The organism is Sphingobacterium sp. 40-24 (assembly GCF_001899705.1).
GTDB classification, from domain to species: Bacteria; Bacteroidota; Bacteroidia; order Sphingobacteriales; family Sphingobacteriaceae; genus Sphingobacterium; species Sphingobacterium multivorum.
The window spans coordinates 276,943-295,249 of record NZ_MKWH01000009.1; the positions used below are offsets into that span (position 1 = coordinate 276,943).

Consider the following 18,307-nt stretch of genomic DNA (forward strand, 5'->3'; position numbering starts at 1 on the left):
CTGAGCAATCAGGCTTTTTTTTATTCAAGATCCCTTTTGTCCTCTATAGGACGAGGTGCTTTCACCCCCAGTTGTACGATATAGGCGATTAACATGACAGCTAGGCAGCCAATAAGATTTAGCCAAAGAAAAGGAATCTTATTCATCGTCCATACTGCTATCACGATAATTTCGGAAAGAATGGCTGCAAGAAAAACAGCTTTGCCTTGAATTTTCTTCATGTAGAAGGCGACGATAAAAATCCCTAGGATAGTACCATAGAATAGTGAGCCCAAGATATTGACCGCTTCGAGGAGGTTGCCCAATCGGTTAGCATACAAAGCAACAATAACAGTAAATATACCCCAGATTAATGTAAATAAACGCGACCATAAAAGGTCTTGTTTTTCAGATGAATTGCGGTTAATAAATCTTTTGTAGATATCAATGGTCGTTGTTGAGGCCAATGAGTTTATAGCACTTGCCGTAGACCCCATCGATGCGAGGAAAATGACCGCTATGAGTAGCCCAATTAGACCCTTTGGGAAGACGCTTGTCACAAAAGAAAGAAAGACATAATTATTGTCGTTCGTTTCTGCTGTGGGGTTGTTCTTTTTGATTAAGTCCAAGGTCTCTTCTTTTACCGCTTGCATTTTTCCATTAAGTTGACCCAGTGAGGATCGATAATTAGCAATTCTTTTTTCATCGTCGTGATCCAATGCTGTATTAAGCTGCTGAACAACAGATTCACGTGTTTTAAATAGCTCGCTATGCTTTTGTTCGAGAAGCTGGTAGTCAGGAGCATATTTGCTTTCTTTGAGCTTCTTGATCTCGACTTGATTAAAAAAAATGGGCGGCTGATGGAATTGATAATAGGCAAATACCAGAACTCCAATCAACAGGATAGCAAATTGCATAGGGATTTTCAATAGACCATTCATAATTAATCCCATGCGACTTTCTTTGATCGAAGCCCCTGTCAAATAACGACCTACTTGACTTTGGTCGGTCCCGAAGTAGGAAAGCTGTAGGAAAAAACCACCGATTAGTCCTGTCCAAAGCGTATAGTTATTATTGAGATCAAAAGTAAAATCCAATGCATTGGTTTTTCCTGATTTTCCTGCAATATGAAGTGCTTTTGATAATCCAATAGACTCTGGCAACAGATGGATAACTAATATCCCTGCTACGAGTAATGATCCAAAGATAATGCTCATTTGAAGCAACTGTGTATGAGATACGGCTTTGGTTCCTCCATAGGTCGTATAGATAACAACAAAACTTCCTATGGCCAATGTGGTCCATGTAAGATCAATATGAAGGATGGTCGATATAATTAAAGCCGGTGCAAAGATGGTTATACCCGTTGATATCCCTCGCTGTATCAAAAAAAGAATGGCAGTGAGCCCTCTGGTTTTGACGTCAAAACGTTTTTCTAAAAATTCGTAGGCTGTAAATACTTTTAGCTTATGAAAAATAGGGACAAATGTAATGCAGAGCACAATCATGGCCAACGGAAGACCAAAGTAGAATTGGACAAAACTCATTCCAGAAGAATAGGCCAGCCCAGGGGCAGATAAGAAAGTAATGGCGCTCGCTTGTGTCGCCATTACCGATAATCCGACGTGATACCAGGGTAAAGAACGATTACCTAGAAGATATCCGTCAATATTTTTTATACCCCTACTCTTATAAACGCCATATACGACAATAAATAAGAGTGTCAGAAATAAAACGATCCAATCTGCTGTACTCATGAATAGTGGTTCGTGAAAATGTACAGAAAAAGGATGAATACGAATAGCCAGATAACGACCAACCAGTAGAAACGCTTCCAGCTATTCATCTTTCTTATCTATCTGAAGGCTTTTGAGGATAAATAACGCTATTAAAAATAGCAGCGATAATCAATCCGACAATAGCACCTCCAAAGATGCTTAAAAATGTCTCGTTTGCAGTGAATCCAATTAATGCACCAAATACTACAGCAACTAAAAGAATGATTCCTTTTGCTTTGCCAGCATCAATTGTCGTGCAGCTGTTGTCAATCTGATTTTCCATTATTATATTATTTTGATTTTGATAGCAAATTTACGAATAATCTGTAAGCTCCGGGAATCCCGGCAGGCAATTGTCTGAAAAAAGACAAAGATGTATAAACAAATTTACCTTTTCCATATTGAGCAATGAGTAATGAGCCATTATGTAACGGTTCGCCGGGATCTTGCATGGTGATCGGGGTGCGGTACTTTTTATCGATATCTTCCGCAAAGTAGAGTCCCCGCTCCTGCACCCAGTGTTCGAAGTCAGCTTCGCTGATCTTGTTCGGGTAATTGAAAATCGGGTCATTTTTATCGAAATGTACCGTTGCAAGTTCGTCTGTTACACGGCTTCTGCCGACGCTAAAAGGAAAAGGACCAAAGTTTTTTGAGAACAGTCCATTGTTTACATTGTACTGTTCCAGGACCGTTCCACCCATTTTCACATACGCAAGTAGTCTGTTTTGGAGCTGTGCAATTTGCTTGTTGACGTTGAATATTCGTACACCCAAGATTACAGCATCGTAGCTAGAGAGATCTGCTTTTAATGCCTGTTCGTTACTTAAAACATCGACTTTAATACCAATGGCCGCCAGCGACTCCGGAATTAGATCCCCTGCCCCATGGATGTATGCCACTTTCTTTACATCGTTGATCAGGTTGACATTGCTTATTTTTATAGCGACATCTGGGAAATAAACAATATTAGGTACATGATTGTAATCAATGGATTTTATCTCTTTCAAACGTTCTTTGTTTGCTAAGAGGAACCCTAGGGTATCAATGGAAGATTTAGAAGCATCTGATGGTTTTATGCTGATCTCTTTGGAAATTGTACGTTCGCCTTTGTCAAAAGATAGGTCAAAAGATGCCGGTGAAATTTCCCAGCCTTTAGGTACATTCGGTCTGACGTTAAACGTGGTTGTGTTTGCTTGTCCGTTTTTCTGAAAAGTCAGATTCACTTTGACAGTGTGGGCATTTTGTGTAAGTGCCAAAGGGCTGGAACTTTTTGCCGTCAACTGTGGGACGATCACAATGGGGTCGTAGATTTCGCCACTAACAGGATCGGTATATTTATATTTTATGGGCTGACTGAGTGTGATATTTTCACCATTGATCCGGAGTTGAAATGATACCTCTGGAGCATAGGGGTTTTCTGGATAGCCGGTCAGGTTAAAATCACTGACATTAAATTTGCCTTTTCCATGTGGATCAATCAACCAGTATGGTTGTGTCGTCCTGTCGGCATGTATAAGAACCGAGTCTCTTTGTAGCTTGTTTATTTTTAGTGTTTCATGAATGCTATTTCCATTTATTTGGGTCAGCTCAACGGTTACATTTGGACGCCGAACAATAATGGAATGTTCTACTTTGATCTGATCTTCCAAGGCATAGGATGGATTTTTAGCGATACTTTCGAACCAAATTCCACCACAGGCAAGAATTAGTTTTTCAACCTCTTTTTTCTTTTCAGTTTTCCAGTATTCATCATCAATTTGATCCAGTGCTTTGTACAGTTGGATCAATTCAGCAATGATCAATTCGGGTTTATCAATTTGATATGTTTGATTGATGTGGTCAATTAAGGACTCAACTTTACTGCCGTTTTGAATTCTTTTCCATGAGGTGTCAACTCCATCCAAGAGTGTATTTTTTGCAGGTGCACCGTCTACATACTCAAAGTATTCGATTGATGAGCCACGTTGGCTTGCCGAACCAAAGCCTTGGCTTTTGTGTGATGAACGGCTGTGTGCGGCAATTTCTCCATAAGAGGCTCCTAGAAGAGAATTGTAATCCCCGATATCTATTTTTAACTGATCTTCACGTGTATTGTTTTGACCTCCGAAGTTAGCTGTATTCCAAAGCAAGCGTTTAGCTTTCCAGGGGCGTACAAATTGAAGTTGCTCTGGGAATATATTCGGATCAGCAGCAGCTTTAAAGGCTTCATGTGCTAGAATGGCCGAGGCTTGATGATGACCATGGCCACCCCTTGAATCGGGAGGAAAACGCGTGATGATGACATCGGGCCTAAATTTGCGGATAATCCATACGGCTTCGCGGAGAACACGCTGTTTATCCCAGAATTCGAAAGTTTCTTCTGGAGTCTTTGAGAATCCAAAATCATATGCTGAGGAAAAGAATTGCTCACCCTTATCGATTTTTCGAGCAGCCAGTAATTCCTGCGTTCGAATCAATCCAAGTTCAATACCTTGTTCTGTTCCGATAAGGTTTTGTCCCCCATCACCTCGAGTTAGGGATAAATAGCCTGTTTTATATTTTTTTTCCTGCGCTAGCCAAGCTATTAGCCGGGTATTTTCATCATCGGGATGTGCTGCAAAATAGAGTACCGACCCCAGCACGTTCAGTTTTTCTAGATGAAGTTTAATTTCAGCAGCGTTCCACTGTGGATTCTGTGCTTTAACGATTAAAGTTGACAAGATGCCAGCCAAAATAATGATAACAGAGAGAAAAGGTCTTCGCATGTTTAAAGATAAAAATTTTGATGAACAACGGATTGTTGGAGATTGTAATTTTATTGCGTGTCTTTTTAATTGACAGTCTTTAATTAGCCCACTTGTGACGTTGGTATATTGCTTTGACTTATGGATATTAGGTGAATTAAACTTAGGGCCATAAAAGGAAGCTAGTTTGAGTGACGAGGTAGAGGGATAGATCACTAAATGGTAAAATATAGGCATAAATAAAAAACGGAAATCCCAATCAAGCTGGAATTTCCGTTTAACAATTAAAATATTTTTTCCTGAAACGAATTTTTAGAGAATAGTTATTTTGTCGCTTCGCTCCAAGTGGCAACCTTTAACATAAGTAAATATATGTAGAAAATATTTAGTTCTGTCAGATTACCTTAATTAGTTTTCCACATTGCTAAATTTTGTCAACATTTTAGCTTTTGGAAAACATATAATATAGCGGCGTCATGCGTTTAAGATGCTGCAATACAGCGATATTTAAGGTAAGATAGGTTTTCCGCTACCTTCAAAAAAATCTGTATTGGTCTAAAGCCAATTGTATATTTGTTTGACAAATTTCAATCGATTTTAGTTTCTATGTTTCAAATGCTCAAAAACGACAGGAGCGACCTTTAAAGAAAGTTTCACACGAATGTTTTTGGGACCAAACACTATTTATCAATGGCGCCTAAAACACGCTTCATAAACATATTTAACGCGTCTTTTTTGGAGTTACCTTCTTTAATTAATTTATCTACCTCTACAGCTCCGTATAGGTTTGAAATCAATTCACCAAGAACGTCAAGTTCTTCATCTTTCAAAGGAGCTTCGGTTAAAGCTTCCAGTGTCTCGATTGTTTCCAAGACATAATCTACATCATTCTGCTCGATGAACTCTGTCAAATGCTTAATTACTGGTAGTTTCATTGAATAATTCTACTAATGCGTCTAACTTATTTGTTTGTACCTGATTGACTAATTTACCGTTTTTAAAAGCAGCGAAAGTGGGTAGATTATTGACATTTGCTAGTTTGCGGGATTCAGGAAATTTTTCTGCATCAGCAATAACAAAAGGTACGCTATCATTTTCGCCAGCCAATTTTTTGAATTTCGGTTTCATGATTTTACAGTTACCACACCAAGTTGCGGAGTACTGAACCATTACAATATCGTTATTGTTTACAATTTCTTGTAAATTATCGTTTTCTAATTCTTGTAACATGATTTTATTTTTAAGGTGATTGTTGGAGAAATCAACAGGAGCCGGGAAAAGCTCCTGTCGAAAAGACACTGTGGTCTTGTATTGTTAGTGTTTAGCTAAATAATCAGCTACACCTTTTCTATCTGCGTTCATTGCATCTTTACCTTCTTCCCAGTTTGCAGGACACACTTCGCCAAATTTCTGTACGTGAGCGTAAGCATCGATCAAACGTAAGTATTCTTTAACGTTACGGCCCAAAGGCATGTCGTTTACTGATTCATGGAATACACGGCCAGTTTCGTCGATCAAATATGTTGCTCTATAAGTAACTGCAGAACCTTGTGCTAATGTTCCGTATTCAGGGTGTTCAACTTCTTGAACATCTAAGATTCCCAATATACTTGATAAGTTGCGGTTGGTGTCTGCCAATAGAGGATATTCAACACCTTCAATTCCACCGTTATCTTTTGCTGTGTTTAACCAAGCAAAGTGTACTTCATTTGTATCGCAAGAAGCGCCGATTAAGACTGTATTGCGTTTTTCAAAGTCAGCAGCTGCTTCTTGAAAAGCGTGTAATTCAGTAGGACATACGAAAGTGAAATCTTTTGGATACCAAAATAAAAGCACTTTTTTACCTTCTTTAACTGCTTTTTCAAAAATGTTGATCTGTAAATTGTCGCCTAAATAATCAATTGCATCTACTGTAATGCTTGGAAAACTTTTACCTGTGAAACTCATAATATATCTTTCTTTTTTTGTTGACACAAAGATACAGCAACTCGATCCAAAAAGCGAATTGATTTTACCAATACACTATCGTCAAAATCTATTATGACTAGATTATAACAATAAGTTTTTATTATAATAATGATAGGTTGATCTGATGATTAACAGACCATTTATATGTTGCTTGAAAATAAATGAATTCATACTGCGCTAGTTACAGATTTATACCCAAAAATTATTGCAGTTTTGCAAATCAAAAGCTACTTTTGCGACGTTCAATTCTAGAACAGCACAATGCTGGAGGGGTTCCAGAGCGGTCAAATGGGACGGACTGTAAATCCGTTGCTTCGGCTTCGAAGGTTCGAATCCTTCTCCCTCCACCATTTTTTCTTTTCTAAATCCAGTCTATTTTACAGGTTCTAAATTTGCGGTTGATCGTGACTATTCCATCGTACGTGAAACGATTTTGATATATATTTTGGCTATGGTCAATGTTAATCGCTTTGGTATAATGAGTCTATATAGTTGCTACCTCTCTTTTTTAAAAAAATATAACAGGATTTTAGACTAGCTATTGACTTATATATAAAATAAGCCTAAGTTTGGCTTCTGAAAGGGCCCCGTAGTTCAACGGATAGAATAGATGTTTCCTAAACATTTGATAGCAGTTCGATTCTGCTCGGGGCTACTGAGAAAGGCGATGGATTTCCATCGCTTTTTTTGTTTATTCAATAAAACTTTTCTTTTTCTTATCAAAATAAATAGGTAATAGAATTGTAAATTTTTAATGGAATGATTATTTTCGGATAATTATTTACAGCAATTTTACTTTTGGCCTGTAATCCGATAATATAAATTGAATGGGAAAATTTTTATTATACCAATTTAGAAAGGTATATGCAGCTAACCCTGCTTTTTTTGCTTGCTTTAGCATTTGGATAGTCTTAATGACAGCTGTTGTTATATTTATTCCGAAGGAAGATGCATTCCATTTTGTGAATACTCGACATTCATTTTGGGCTGATATTCTTTTTACAATACAGACTTATTTTGGAGACGGTCTTTTTGTTATAGGTGTTTTTATTGCCTATTGCTGTACGCAGCAATGGAATTTTGCCCGAGCTATCCTGGGGACATATATTTTCTCGGGGCTGATCTGCTGTATACTGAAAAACCTTTTCGATGCCGATAGACCGGCAACCGTATTTCATGGAGATCCTACATTCCATGTTGTTTCTTGGTTGAGTGTAGCGCACTTTAACTCCTTTCCTTCCGGACATACAACTTCGGCCTTTGCGCTGGCGGCTACGTTAGCTATTCTCTCAAAAAATAAAGCTTTTGGTATAACTGTATTTATTCTCGCTGCATTAACAGCTTACTCTCGGGTGTATTTGGGGCAGCATTTCGTAGAAGATGTTTGGTTTGGATCAATTTTAGGAAGCGGTACGGCTTGTTTTTATTTACTTGCCATGTCTTATGTCTTGAAAAATAAACGCATGTCATTTAGCACGAGATTTCTTCAGGTCAAACTTTAAATTCAGTAAGAAGATACTTCCATCGTTCGATTAGGTTTGGCTTGTGTCTTTGAATAAAGATAATCGTCCAACCATTATAAACATCAACAGTCCGAAACAGGCAAAAACACCATAGGAATAGCGTAGGCTAAAGGCTTCAGCAATATACCCAATTAAAGGTGGTCCCATTAAAAAGCCCAAGTAACTAATGCTTGAAACCATGGCCAAAGCCACTCCAGAGGGCACATTTTTGTTCTGTCCGGCAATACTGTAGATGGAGGGGACATTGCAAGCTACACCGATACCGACCAACATAAAAGCTAGGGTACAGATGATAAATTCGGGAAAAATAACCGATGTCATCATCCCGATGAACATCAGTAGGCCACTGTACTGCAGGGTCCTTTTTCGGCCCAATTTCCGAATGACAGCATCACCAACAAAGCGCCCAGTAGCCATCATGATCATAAATGAAGCGTAGCCAACGACAACAAATTTCTCTGGCGCCTGAACGATCTCCTTGAAATACACCCCACTCCAGTCGAACATTGCCCCCTCAGTTGCCATGCTGAAAAAGCCGATGATGCCGAGCTGAAGTAAGCCACCTTCTGGTTTAGAGAAAAAACTGCGCTTTTCCTTTTGAGGAGATTTGCCAGGAACCAAATACTTTTGGTTGATTAGTGTATTCGCTGTGACAATGACTAATATGATTAAAAAATGGTAAAAGGTGTTCAGTCCAAAATTCATCGTTAACAAGCCTACTAGTGCTCCTGTGAAACCAGCGATACTCCAGGCTCCATGAAAGGAAGTCATTATTGATTTTTTGAAAACCTGCTCCGTTGCGACACCCTGTGTATTAACAGATATATTACACATATTACCGGTTACACCAAATAGAAATAGTATGCCTCCTAACTGCCAGGCATTCTGCGCAAAGGGGATGGAGCACAAGACCAAGGTGTAAGCGATGGGTACGATACGCAAAACGCTAGCACTTCCATATTTTGTAACCAATTTTCCTGAAAGAGCCATCGTTGCAAGTTGTCCGACTGGAAGCATTAATAAAATTGTCCCCAATTGACCCTCACTTAAGTTGAGATGAGCTTTGATAACGGGGATGCGGCTTGCCCAAGATGCAAACGCGATACCTTGGCAAAAAAAGAAAAGCGATACCGCAATTCTTATGCGATTTCGGTTCTTATAAAGATCTTCTTCTGAGTGAGTTAACGTTGCGTCCATAGTTTCTGATTTGAGGGTGCAAAGTTAAGGATAAGTATCCCATTAAAAAATATAATGATTCAAAAAATATTTGAATGTTTAGGTTGCAATAAGGATACGAAATATGCCTATATTTAAATAGCATATCGACGCGACGATAATTATATGCGCTAGTTTTGACAATTATCTTCTGCCTCAATCTTCCGGTAAGAAAATAATACGATGTGCTTTTTGAATTCGGTTAAACCTATTTATTCAATATCATATATTATACGTAATCATTCCTTGTATAGGAACCGAAAATAGACACATTTGTTTCAGTTAATTTGTATGCATACTTTAATTTAAGAAGATATTCGATGTGGTAGTCAAAATAGAAGAGGTTTGGGCTTCCATATCATTAGAAAATAATAGCAGTGAAATAACGGGAGAAAGTCAACAATTAAATGCTGATGTAGTGAAGGAATAAAAATATAAAATTCTTCGCTATTTCATGGTGGTTTGTTCAATACCTATTCTACCTTTGTATTGGCAAACAATTATTAGCCTCCTAGATAACATGATAAAGAAACTAATTTTAAGTACAGTTCTAGCCTATGCTGGAACAACCTGTGTTATTGCCCAACAACCCACGTTTTTATCCCATCCGACTTTAAGTCCCGATGGAAAGGAAATGGTTTTCAGCTACGAAGGTGACCTTTGGAAAGTTGGAAGTCAAGGTGGTGTTGCGGTACGGTTAACAGGAATGGAAGGAAATGAGATCAATCCAAGAATTTCCCCAGATGGAAAATGGTTGGCTTTTTCCGCCAATCAAAACGGTAATATGGATGTCTATGTAATGCCCTTGGCGGGTGGAGATATAAGGCAGCTGACATCGCATGATGCTTCGGACGAAGTGGACAGCTGGAGCTGGGATAGCAAATCGCTTTATTTCACATCATCGCGTTACAATAGAATGAGCGCTTATCAAGTTGCTTTGGATGGAGGTACGGCGACAAGGTTATTTCCACATGTCTTTAATTATATCAGTAACGTGGTGCCAACTCCTTCGGGAGAATTGTTATTCAATGACAGCTGGGAAGGCTATAGCTCGGCGAACCGCAAGCGATATAAAGGTGCTTTCAATCCAGATATCAAGTCTTATAATCCCAAAACAAAGGCATTTCAACAGTATACAGATTATATCGGTAAGGATTTTTGGCCCACTGTGGACCAAAAAGGAAACATATTCTATGTGTCCGATGAAAGCAATGGTGAGTACAACCTTTATCAACTAACGGGAAAGTCGAAAACTCAATTGACTTCTTTCCAAGAATCAATCAAACGTCCGTTTGTCGCGGCAGACGGTACTAAAGTGGCATTTGAAAAGGGCTATCAGCTTTATATTTATGATGTCAATGGAAAGAAAACCGTACAGCCCAACATCGCACTTAACCGCAATCAGGTGCTAGGAAAGCTGAAAGAGTTTAACATTTCAGGTAACATCAGTAATTTCGACGTTTCTCCGGACGGAAAGAAAATGGCATTTGTATCACGTGGCGAATTGTTCGTTTCGGATATTGAAGGAAAGTTTGTTCGTCAGATGCCCGGTCAGGGAGAACGTGTCATGGAGGTTAAATGGCTTAAAGACAGTAAAACATTACTCTATAGCCAAACGTATCAAGGCTACCAGAACTGGTTTTCACGCACAGCAGACGGTAAAGGTGAGGTAAAGCAATTGACACAAGATCTGCGTAACAACCGTGATATTACATGCAATGCAGATAGGACAAAAGCTGTGTACCTCAGTGGTCGTGATGAAGTACGTATATTGGATTTGACAAGTTTGAAGAGCCAAACAGTGGTTAAAGATGAAATCTGGGCATTTCAAAATTCTTCGCCCTCATTCTCCCCTGATGGAAACTATCTTTTATTCACAGCTATGCGCAATTTTGAACAGGATATCTTTGTGTATAACCTGAAAAATGAGCAAACGACTAATTTGACAAATACAGGAGTTACAGAAGCAGCACCATATTGGTCTCCTGATGGTAAATATATTTATTTTGCGAGTAATAGGACTAAGCCTTCTTATCCTACCGGTATGCAAAACTCCAGCATTTTCCGAATGGCATTGACCAACTTTGACCAACCTTACCGTAGTGCAAAGTTTGATGAATTATTTGTAACACCCGAAAAGAAAGATACAACAGTAAATAAAACTGGTACAGCTAAGAAGGAAGCTGGCGCTAAGGATAAAAAGAAAAATGATGTCGATAAGGGCAAGCCAACCGCAATACCGGTAGCCGAACCCAAGAAAGCTGGTTTGGTTCAATTGGATTTAGAAGGACTGCGTGATCGAATTGAGCAAGTGAGTCCTGCATTTGGAACACAATCTAATCCTTTGGTGATACAAAAGGGGGATAAATCCTATCTGTTCTATTCATCCAATCATGAAGGAAAATATAGTACTTATCGTACCGTATATGAGTTGTTTGCACCGGCCAAAACCGAAAAAGTCGCTGACGGAGGCATGGAGAATTTTGTAGAGTCGGTGGGAAAATACTTCGTATTGACCCGAGGAACGATTCAGAAATACAATCTTGACTTGAATAAGCTTGATGCGGTTACAATGAGTTTTAAATTCAATCGGGATCTCGAGAAAGAGTTCAATCAAATGTTTTATGAAACATGGGCCAATCTAGAGGAAAATTACTACGATAGCAACTTCCATGGAGTGGATTGGGTTGCGATAAAAAAGAAATATGAAAAGTATCTTCCAGGTATCAACGATAGGACAGATTTGCGCATCCTCTTAAATGATATGTTGGGCGAGCTCAATTCGTCGCATCTGGGTTTCAGTTCAATGGGACAGGAAGAACGTAAGCCGTTTGGTTTTGTAACGAATGAAATCGGTGTGACCTATGATTCCAGCAATCCTTACAAGATCAGCTATATTGTTCCGAATGGCCCCGCGGCAAAGAAAGAAGCTGATATTCATGCGGGTGATATCCTCATCGCGATTAACGGAACAAAATTGAATACGCAGGCAGACCGCGATAGTTATTTTACTTGGCCTTCACTGGAAGAAGAAATTCAATTGACCTTGAATCGTAATGGCAAGGAAATTCAGACAAACATTCGTCCGGTATCAAGCGCCGTGTTTAGAGATCTCCTCTACGACCAATGGATTAGAGATAACCGAAGTCGAGTTGATCAGTTGAGTAGCAATAAGATAGCCTATTCACATATGAAAAATATGTCGGATACTGAGTTACAGCGGTTCTTGATCGACATGGCCGAACAGGAGAATAGCAAACAAGGGATTATTTTAGATTTGCGTTATAATACAGGCGGAAATGTACACGATGAGGTTTTAAGATTCCTGTCACAACGCCCTTACTTACAGTGGCAATACCGAGGTGGTAAACGTGCGCCACAAAGTAATTTTGCACCATCTGCCAAGCCTATTGTTTTATTGATTAATGAGCAATCGCTGAGTGATGCTGAAATGACTGCAGCGGGCTTTAAAGCACTTAAGTTGGGCAAAATCATCGGTAATGAGACCTATCGCTGGATTATTTTTACTTCTGCTAAAGGCTTAGTCGACGGATCAAACTATCGACTTCCGTCTTGGGGATGTTATACGCTTGATGGTCAGGATCTCGAACAAACTGGAGTTGCCCCAGATATTCTTGTAAAAAATACCGTACAAGATCGGATGGAAAATAAAGATCCGCAGTTGGAAAGAGCTATAAAAGAAATTCTTGACAGTATAAAATAAAGAAGTTAGCGCTAACATTACTTACTTTAAATAAACTGTCCAAAGTTGCAGTGCCCCCAAAAAGTTAGACACTTTCTGGGGGCATTTTTATGAACCTGATCTTCCGATTTCTGCTATATCGCCCTTCAGCGTATGATGTACTTCATTCGGGCCACCCTTTCCCTAAAAGTCAACATATAATTTTAAGGTGTGTTATTAATTGCCTGTTTATCAGTGTTTAGTGATTTTTTTGCTGTTTCATTATGCAATAGTCGATTTTCCTGCATCCCTTCTCAAAATATAAAAAAAGGAGACAACATGGAAAAGATTATATTACAAGTGAAGGACTCTTGCTCTGCAGAGTGGGATAAGATGACGCCACAAGAACAAGGGCGTTTTTGTGGTCAATGTGAGAAGATGGTTGTAGATTTTTCACAGATGGATGATCAGGAAATTGTAGATCAAATAAAAAAAGCCGGTAAAGGGCTATGTGGTCGATTTTATGAAGATCAGTTGATGCGTGAATTGGATGTCCCTTTTTCTTTTTCTAAAAACCCTATTTGGCAAGGAAGATGGCCGGGGATCGCTGCGGGCCTCTTGTTGGTTGGATCCTTGAGCTTTCATGCTGCTCAAGCACAAAACAAATTGACTGGAGAAGTTGTCGTTGTCCAAACAAAAACAGAAAATGATCAGATAAAGCAGCAGGGGCAGGTTAGCTCATCAACAAATGATAATTCAACATTAAAAGGAAGCCCCGATAGCACAAAAGTAAGCATAAAAGGTAAAGTAGTTTGTGCTGGAAGCGATGTAAGTATGATGGGAACAGAGGTGTCCTTGGGAAATTACCGTACGCAAGTGGATGAAAATGGAGATTTTCAACTTTGGGTACCGCAATCTCTGTTTCGGGTAGATCAGGAGCTCCGTGCACAGATGTTAGGCTATAAAACGGTTGTGATTTCAATCAAAAAGGGGAGTAAAATACAACTGGATAAACCAATAAAAATGGAAGTTAAGCCAATGATTATGGGAAAGATTGCTGTGGCAAGGAAATAAGACGTTATGGAGCGAAAGAATAATTTGTTTAAATGACATATTTGAGTCTGTTTTTCTTATGGGACAGCTGCCAAAAATCTCGCTTGAATGTCATAAAAGTCAAAAAAATATTCTTTTCCACTTGACTTTTTCTACGGTGAACCTTACATTTGGATTATCGAATGACTCCGTAGCTCAGTTGGTAGAGCAACAGACTCTTAATCTGTGGGTCCTGAGTTCGAGCCTCAGCGGGGTCACTTTCAAAAAAGCCGTTTTACAAATGTAGGATGGCTTTTTTCAATACAAGTTGGATTATTTTCCCTAGGCAGCTATTAACTTTAAATCTTTTTTCTAATGTTGAATGTTATAATCATCGGATAACGAATCCATTATTTTTATCAGCTATCCCGTATTATTTCTGCTAGGAAAACATAAAACTCTTTAATCTGTTATTAATTCAGCGAATTTATTACGTAAATTTGTATTTCAGACGATAAGCTTATGGAAGACAAGAAGATTTCGATATTGTACGTTGACGACGAAGAAAACAATCTGTTTTCTTTTAAAGCGACATTTCGACTAAAGTATAAAGTGTTTACGGCAATTAGTGGTGCCGATGCAATCGATATTGTCAAAAACAACCAGATACATATTATCATTACTGATCAACGTATGCCGGAAATGACCGGTGTAGAGTTTTTGGAAGAGATTATTAAGATCAATGCAGCCCCAATGCGTATCCTTTTGACAGGATATACGGACATGGCAGCTGTCGTTGATGCGGTCAATAAAGGAAAAATCTTTCATTACCTCAATAAGCCTTGGAGTGAAGAGGAGCTCGATCAAACGATTCAACGCGCTTATGATGTCTATGCTGAGCGCCAAAAAATTGTGGAGACTAATTCTCAACTTGAGACTTCAAATGATCAGTTGGAGTTTTTGCTTCGGCAAAAGCTACTTTCCTAAAGGATTATAATTTTAGGAAAGTCAACTTTTATTTAAAATGTCTGTTTGCTTTGTGATGCTCTTCGCTGCCATCGCATCGGATTGCCGAAAGTGAAAGGATTATTTGCTCGGTATGACAACGGTAAAGGTTGTACCCTGATTGGGTTGTGATTGTACTTCGATTTTCCCTTGTAGTTTTAAGAGTGCATTCTGAACATTATAGAGCCCAAATCCCATGCCTTTCGCTTGATCACTGGCTCTAAAGAATAATTTAAAGATATCTTCAACATACTCTGGAGATATGCCTATTCCGTTGTCACTCACCATAATTTTAGCTTTACGTTCTGATACGGATACAGAGAGTTTGACGTACTGGTTTTCCTGCCCTTTACGTTGATATTTAAAAGCATTAGAAAGAAGATTATGCAAAATCAGTTCTAGAAGTGCTTTGTCTCCGCTAAAGATTTCTTTTTGATCCACTGAAATTTCAAAAGCCACATCCTTATTTTGCGTATACATGCTGTAAAACTGGCGTATGTTGCCAAAGAGCTCTTCGAAATTTATCGCTGACAACATGAGTTCTCCTCTTCGTAAAAGATAATAGTCGCGCAGACTGTCAATATAAGCATCTAAGCTGACCAAGGAACTATCCATCAGTGATAACAACTCATGGATACGATCTATGCTGTCAAACTCTAATCCAAGTTTCACCGCAGAAAGAACCCCGGTCAATGGATCACGAAGATCATGGCTAACGCTATAAGCGAACTTATCTAATTCATCATAAGCTTTTTGTAGCTCTTGATTCTTAACCTCTAGCATGGAGTTTGCAACATAAAACTTATTAGCTTCTTCTATTGCGGAAACGATTTCTTCATTCATCCAGGGTTTTCGGACAAACCTAAAAATATGGCCCTTATTAACTGCATCAATTACAGTTTCCATATTGGCATAAGCCGTTAAAAGAATACGGATTGGTTTTGGAAAATCTTTTTTAATGCGGTGCAAAAAATCGATGCCCATCTCATCCGGCATACGTTGGTCACAGAAGATAATACGGATATCAGGATGAGCATGAAGGATCGTTTCGGCCTCACTCGTATTGGATGCTGTATGGATAGCGTAATCGTATCTAAAGTTCGCTTTAAAGCTAACCAAATTGTTTACTTCGTCATCGATATATAATATTTCAAGCTCCCTCTGCATAATTTTATTATATGGTTTTATCCCTTACAAAAGATATGAAAAAATAATAGTTAATTGAACTATTTTAAGTTTATAGTGGTATTAATTGTTTTGTTGAATTGGAATGAGGAGTGTAAAGCTTGTACCCTGTCCCACTTCTGAATCTACGATAATTTTACCATGATGTTTCGCAATGGTATTATAGGCTATGGACATTCCCAAACCAGTACCTTCGCCAACGTCTTTTGTTGTAAAAAATGGTTCGAATATCCGTTCATGAATTTCTTTTGGAATACCTATACCATTGTCTGCGATTTTGATAAAGACGGAGGTATTATCCGCGTGAACTCCGGTCTCAATCCATATTTTACCACCAACATCGTGATTAAACTTCTTATTCACGGCGTAAATAGCATTTGTCACAATATTCAAAAAGACCTGATTGAGTTTGCCGGCATGACATTCGACCTTTGGCATATCACCATAGATCTTATCAACTTCAATCGTGTTATTTAATAAACTATTGAGGATAACCATTGTTGACTCCAACCCCTCGTTTAGATCTGCAAATTTTAATGTATCCTCGTCTACGCGCGAGAAGATCCGCAAACTCTTTACTATTTCGGCGGTCCTATGGGCCCCATCATGCATCCCTTTTAATAGAAAATCTACCTCTGTTTTCAGATAATCAATATCCAGGTCCTCCTTGAATTTTTTGATCTGCAATTGCTTTTCCGTTTCGGATATCCCCTCTTTAAAAGCTATACGTTCTACCTCCTCCAGCGTTTCCCAGATCATCTTGATATCACGCTTTAATGGAGCGACATTGGATGTAACAAAGTTGATTGGATTGTTGATCTCGTGCGCAACCCCCGCAGTCAGTTGACCAAGAGAGGCCATCTTTTCGGCTTCGACAAGTTGAGATTGTGTTTCCTTCAAGTGGGTAAGAGTGGTTTGTAGAGACTCATTAGATTCTGTTAATTCACGTGTCCGCTCATCTACTTTTTGTTCCAATACGATATTTTGCTCGCGTATCAACTTTTCGTTTTCTAATGAGATCGCTAATTCCCTGACTTGTGATGCTTCTTTTTCTTCTTTTAAGATATTGATACTATAAGCTAGACCGAAGGACAATAAGGCCATCTCCACAACAGATGCAATTTGTACGGCGTTACTCGTAAAATCGTTATATTTTAAAATGCCATAATCTTTCAATAAAAAGACGACAGAACCTAATAGTAAAATTGTCCAACCGTAAACAAAATATTTAGCTGGTTTATAGCCATTTATCATTACCCGATAGGATAAGTAAAGGACAAATAAAGAGCCTGCTCCTGTTGTTAGCTGCATAACCATGAACGCTGGTTGTGTAAGGTTGAGCAGTGTAAGAAGGCTACCAACGACAAAAAGGATGATAAAAGCAGTAATCACACGTCTTGACCGAGGAGCATTTTTCGGTAATTGAAGAAATGAATCTGCAAAAAGCAGGACGCATAAGCCTGATAAACATCCGAAGATAATAGGACCTTTTGTTGCAAAATATGTCCAATTTGGCCACAGATATTGAAAACTATAACCTTTAATGCCCATTTGTGTTATTCCTGCACAAAGAACATAAAGGACATAATACAGATAGCCCCTTTCACGAACTGAAAAAAACAGGAATAAATTGTATATCGCCATAATCCCGACAATACCAATATAGATCCCGCTTATCAAACTGTCGTCATTCATCTCTTTTAAGAAACTGCGCTCATTACTTAAATAGATCGGGAGAATAATCTGTTCCGTACTTTTTACACGAAGAAAAAAGATCGTTTTTTCATATCCGGGTAATTGGATGTCGAATGCGTAATTAGGAACCTTATATTTTCTAGCCGAAAAAGATTGATGCTCGCCCAGTTTGATCGACTTATAATGCCCATTTGATGATGGTACAAAAAGTTCGACCTCATCCAAGAGAGGGTAGGCAATTTCGAGCAAGAGTTCAAGTTTCTCTTTTCCCTTATTTGTCACAGGCAATCGGAACCAGATGTCAGTGGGTGATATGCCCAAATTGGGTACCTTGCTTTCTAACGACTGGAAGGAGGAAGCTGAAGTATCCGCAAAGTTAGGCTCTCCTTTCCCCATATAACGCTCGAGACCATATCCGATCAATACACGCTGCGTCGGTTGATCAATAATAACCTCTCCAAAACAAGTTGAACTGCACGTAAAAATAAATAAGAAGATCAAGTTAAGCCAGCATTTCATCAC

The 18,307-nt window shown here is 38.8% G+C and carries 13 protein-coding genes and 3 tRNA genes; 7 read left to right on the top strand and 9 right to left on the bottom strand.

The genetic code is table 11. The features are described 5' to 3' along the window. Nucleotides 1–20: 20 nt before the first annotated feature. From BGP15_RS04475 to BGP15_RS04500, 6 genes are all read right to left on the bottom strand, one after another. Entirely contained in the window at nt 21–1,736 is a 1,716-nt protein-coding gene (locus BGP15_RS04475) for a sodium:solute symporter family protein (RefSeq protein WP_286768816.1), read from the bottom strand. A 94-nt stretch (nt 1,737–1,830) separates the two neighbouring features. Further along, a complete protein-coding gene (locus tag BGP15_RS04480) occupies nt 1,831–2,040 on the bottom strand; it encodes a hypothetical protein (RefSeq protein ID WP_070562731.1) in 210 nt (69 codons plus the stop codon). A 7-nt stretch (nt 2,041–2,047) separates the two neighbouring features. After that, on the bottom strand, nt 2,048–4,501 hold the full coding sequence (locus BGP15_RS04485) for a PIG-L family deacetylase (RefSeq protein WP_286768817.1): 2,454 nt from the start codon (nt 4,499–4,501) through the stop codon (nt 2,048–2,050). A 659-nt stretch (nt 4,502–5,160) separates the two neighbouring features. Continuing rightward, nucleotides 5,161–5,415, bottom strand: coding sequence for a DUF6952 family protein (locus tag BGP15_RS04490; RefSeq protein WP_046673203.1), 255 nt, complete (start codon nt 5,413–5,415; stop codon nt 5,161–5,163). Continuing rightward, the gene (locus tag BGP15_RS04495; protein WP_046673204.1) at nt 5,396–5,710 is read right to left on the bottom strand and encodes a thioredoxin family protein; all 315 of its coding nucleotides are present in this window, start codon (nt 5,708–5,710) and stop codon (nt 5,396–5,398) included. The genes BGP15_RS04490 and BGP15_RS04495 overlap by 20 nt, the downstream gene beginning before the upstream one ends. Before the next feature lie 84 nt (nt 5,711–5,794). Next, entirely contained in the window at nt 5,795–6,427 is a 633-nt protein-coding gene (locus BGP15_RS04500; RefSeq protein WP_286768818.1) for a peroxiredoxin, read from the bottom strand. Nucleotides 6,428–6,714: 287 nt separating this feature from the next. On the opposite strand from BGP15_RS04500, the gene BGP15_RS04505 reads away from it, so the two are divergent. The 3 genes from BGP15_RS04505 (at nt 6,715) to BGP15_RS04515 (ending at nt 7,950) form a co-directional block, all read left to right on the top strand. Beyond that, nucleotides 6,715–6,798: transfer RNA gene (locus BGP15_RS04505), tRNA-Tyr, on the top strand. Between the two features lie 233 nt (nt 6,799–7,031). After that, nucleotides 7,032–7,103, top strand: a tRNA-Arg gene (locus tag BGP15_RS04510). A 172-nt stretch (nt 7,104–7,275) separates the two neighbouring features. Continuing rightward, the gene (locus tag BGP15_RS04515) at nt 7,276–7,950 is read left to right on the top strand and encodes a phosphatase PAP2 family protein (protein WP_286768819.1); all 675 of its coding nucleotides are present in this window, start codon (nt 7,276–7,278) and stop codon (nt 7,948–7,950) included. A gap of 30 nt (nt 7,951–7,980) precedes the next feature. On the opposite strand, the gene BGP15_RS04520 is transcribed toward BGP15_RS04515, so the two are convergent. After that, nucleotides 7,981–9,168, bottom strand: a complete 1,188-nt coding sequence (locus tag BGP15_RS04520; protein WP_286768820.1) for an MFS transporter — start codon at nt 9,166–9,168, stop codon at nt 7,981–7,983. 538 nt (nt 9,169–9,706) lie between these two features. Between BGP15_RS04520 and BGP15_RS04525 the strand changes: the two genes are divergently transcribed. The 4 genes from BGP15_RS04525 (at nt 9,707) to BGP15_RS04540 (ending at nt 14,887) form a co-directional block, all read left to right on the top strand. Beyond that, nucleotides 9,707–12,910: a S41 family peptidase gene (locus BGP15_RS04525; protein WP_286754228.1), complete on the top strand. Its 3,204-nt coding sequence runs from the start codon at nt 9,707–9,709 to the stop codon at nt 12,908–12,910. A 297-nt stretch (nt 12,911–13,207) separates the two neighbouring features. Next, nucleotides 13,208–13,942, top strand: coding sequence for a carboxypeptidase-like regulatory domain-containing protein (locus BGP15_RS04530; RefSeq protein WP_139144916.1), 735 nt, complete (start codon nt 13,208–13,210; stop codon nt 13,940–13,942). A 163-nt stretch (nt 13,943–14,105) separates the two neighbouring features. Beyond that, nucleotides 14,106–14,178: transfer RNA gene (locus BGP15_RS04535), tRNA-Lys, on the top strand. 244 nt (nt 14,179–14,422) lie between these two features. Next, nucleotides 14,423–14,887: a response regulator gene (locus BGP15_RS04540; RefSeq protein ID WP_046673283.1), complete on the top strand. Its 465-nt coding sequence runs from the start codon at nt 14,423–14,425 to the stop codon at nt 14,885–14,887. A gap of 99 nt (nt 14,888–14,986) precedes the next feature. Here BGP15_RS04540 and BGP15_RS04545 read toward each other — a convergent pair whose 3' ends face one another. Further along, nucleotides 14,987–16,072: a hybrid sensor histidine kinase/response regulator gene (locus BGP15_RS04545; RefSeq protein WP_286754239.1), complete on the bottom strand. Its 1,086-nt coding sequence runs from the start codon at nt 16,070–16,072 to the stop codon at nt 14,987–14,989. Nucleotides 16,073–16,153: 81 nt separating this feature from the next. Then, the gene (locus tag BGP15_RS04550; protein ID WP_286768821.1) at nt 16,154–18,304 is read right to left on the bottom strand and encodes a sensor histidine kinase; all 2,151 of its coding nucleotides are present in this window, start codon (nt 18,302–18,304) and stop codon (nt 16,154–16,156) included. Nucleotides 18,305–18,307 lie beyond the last annotated feature (3 nt).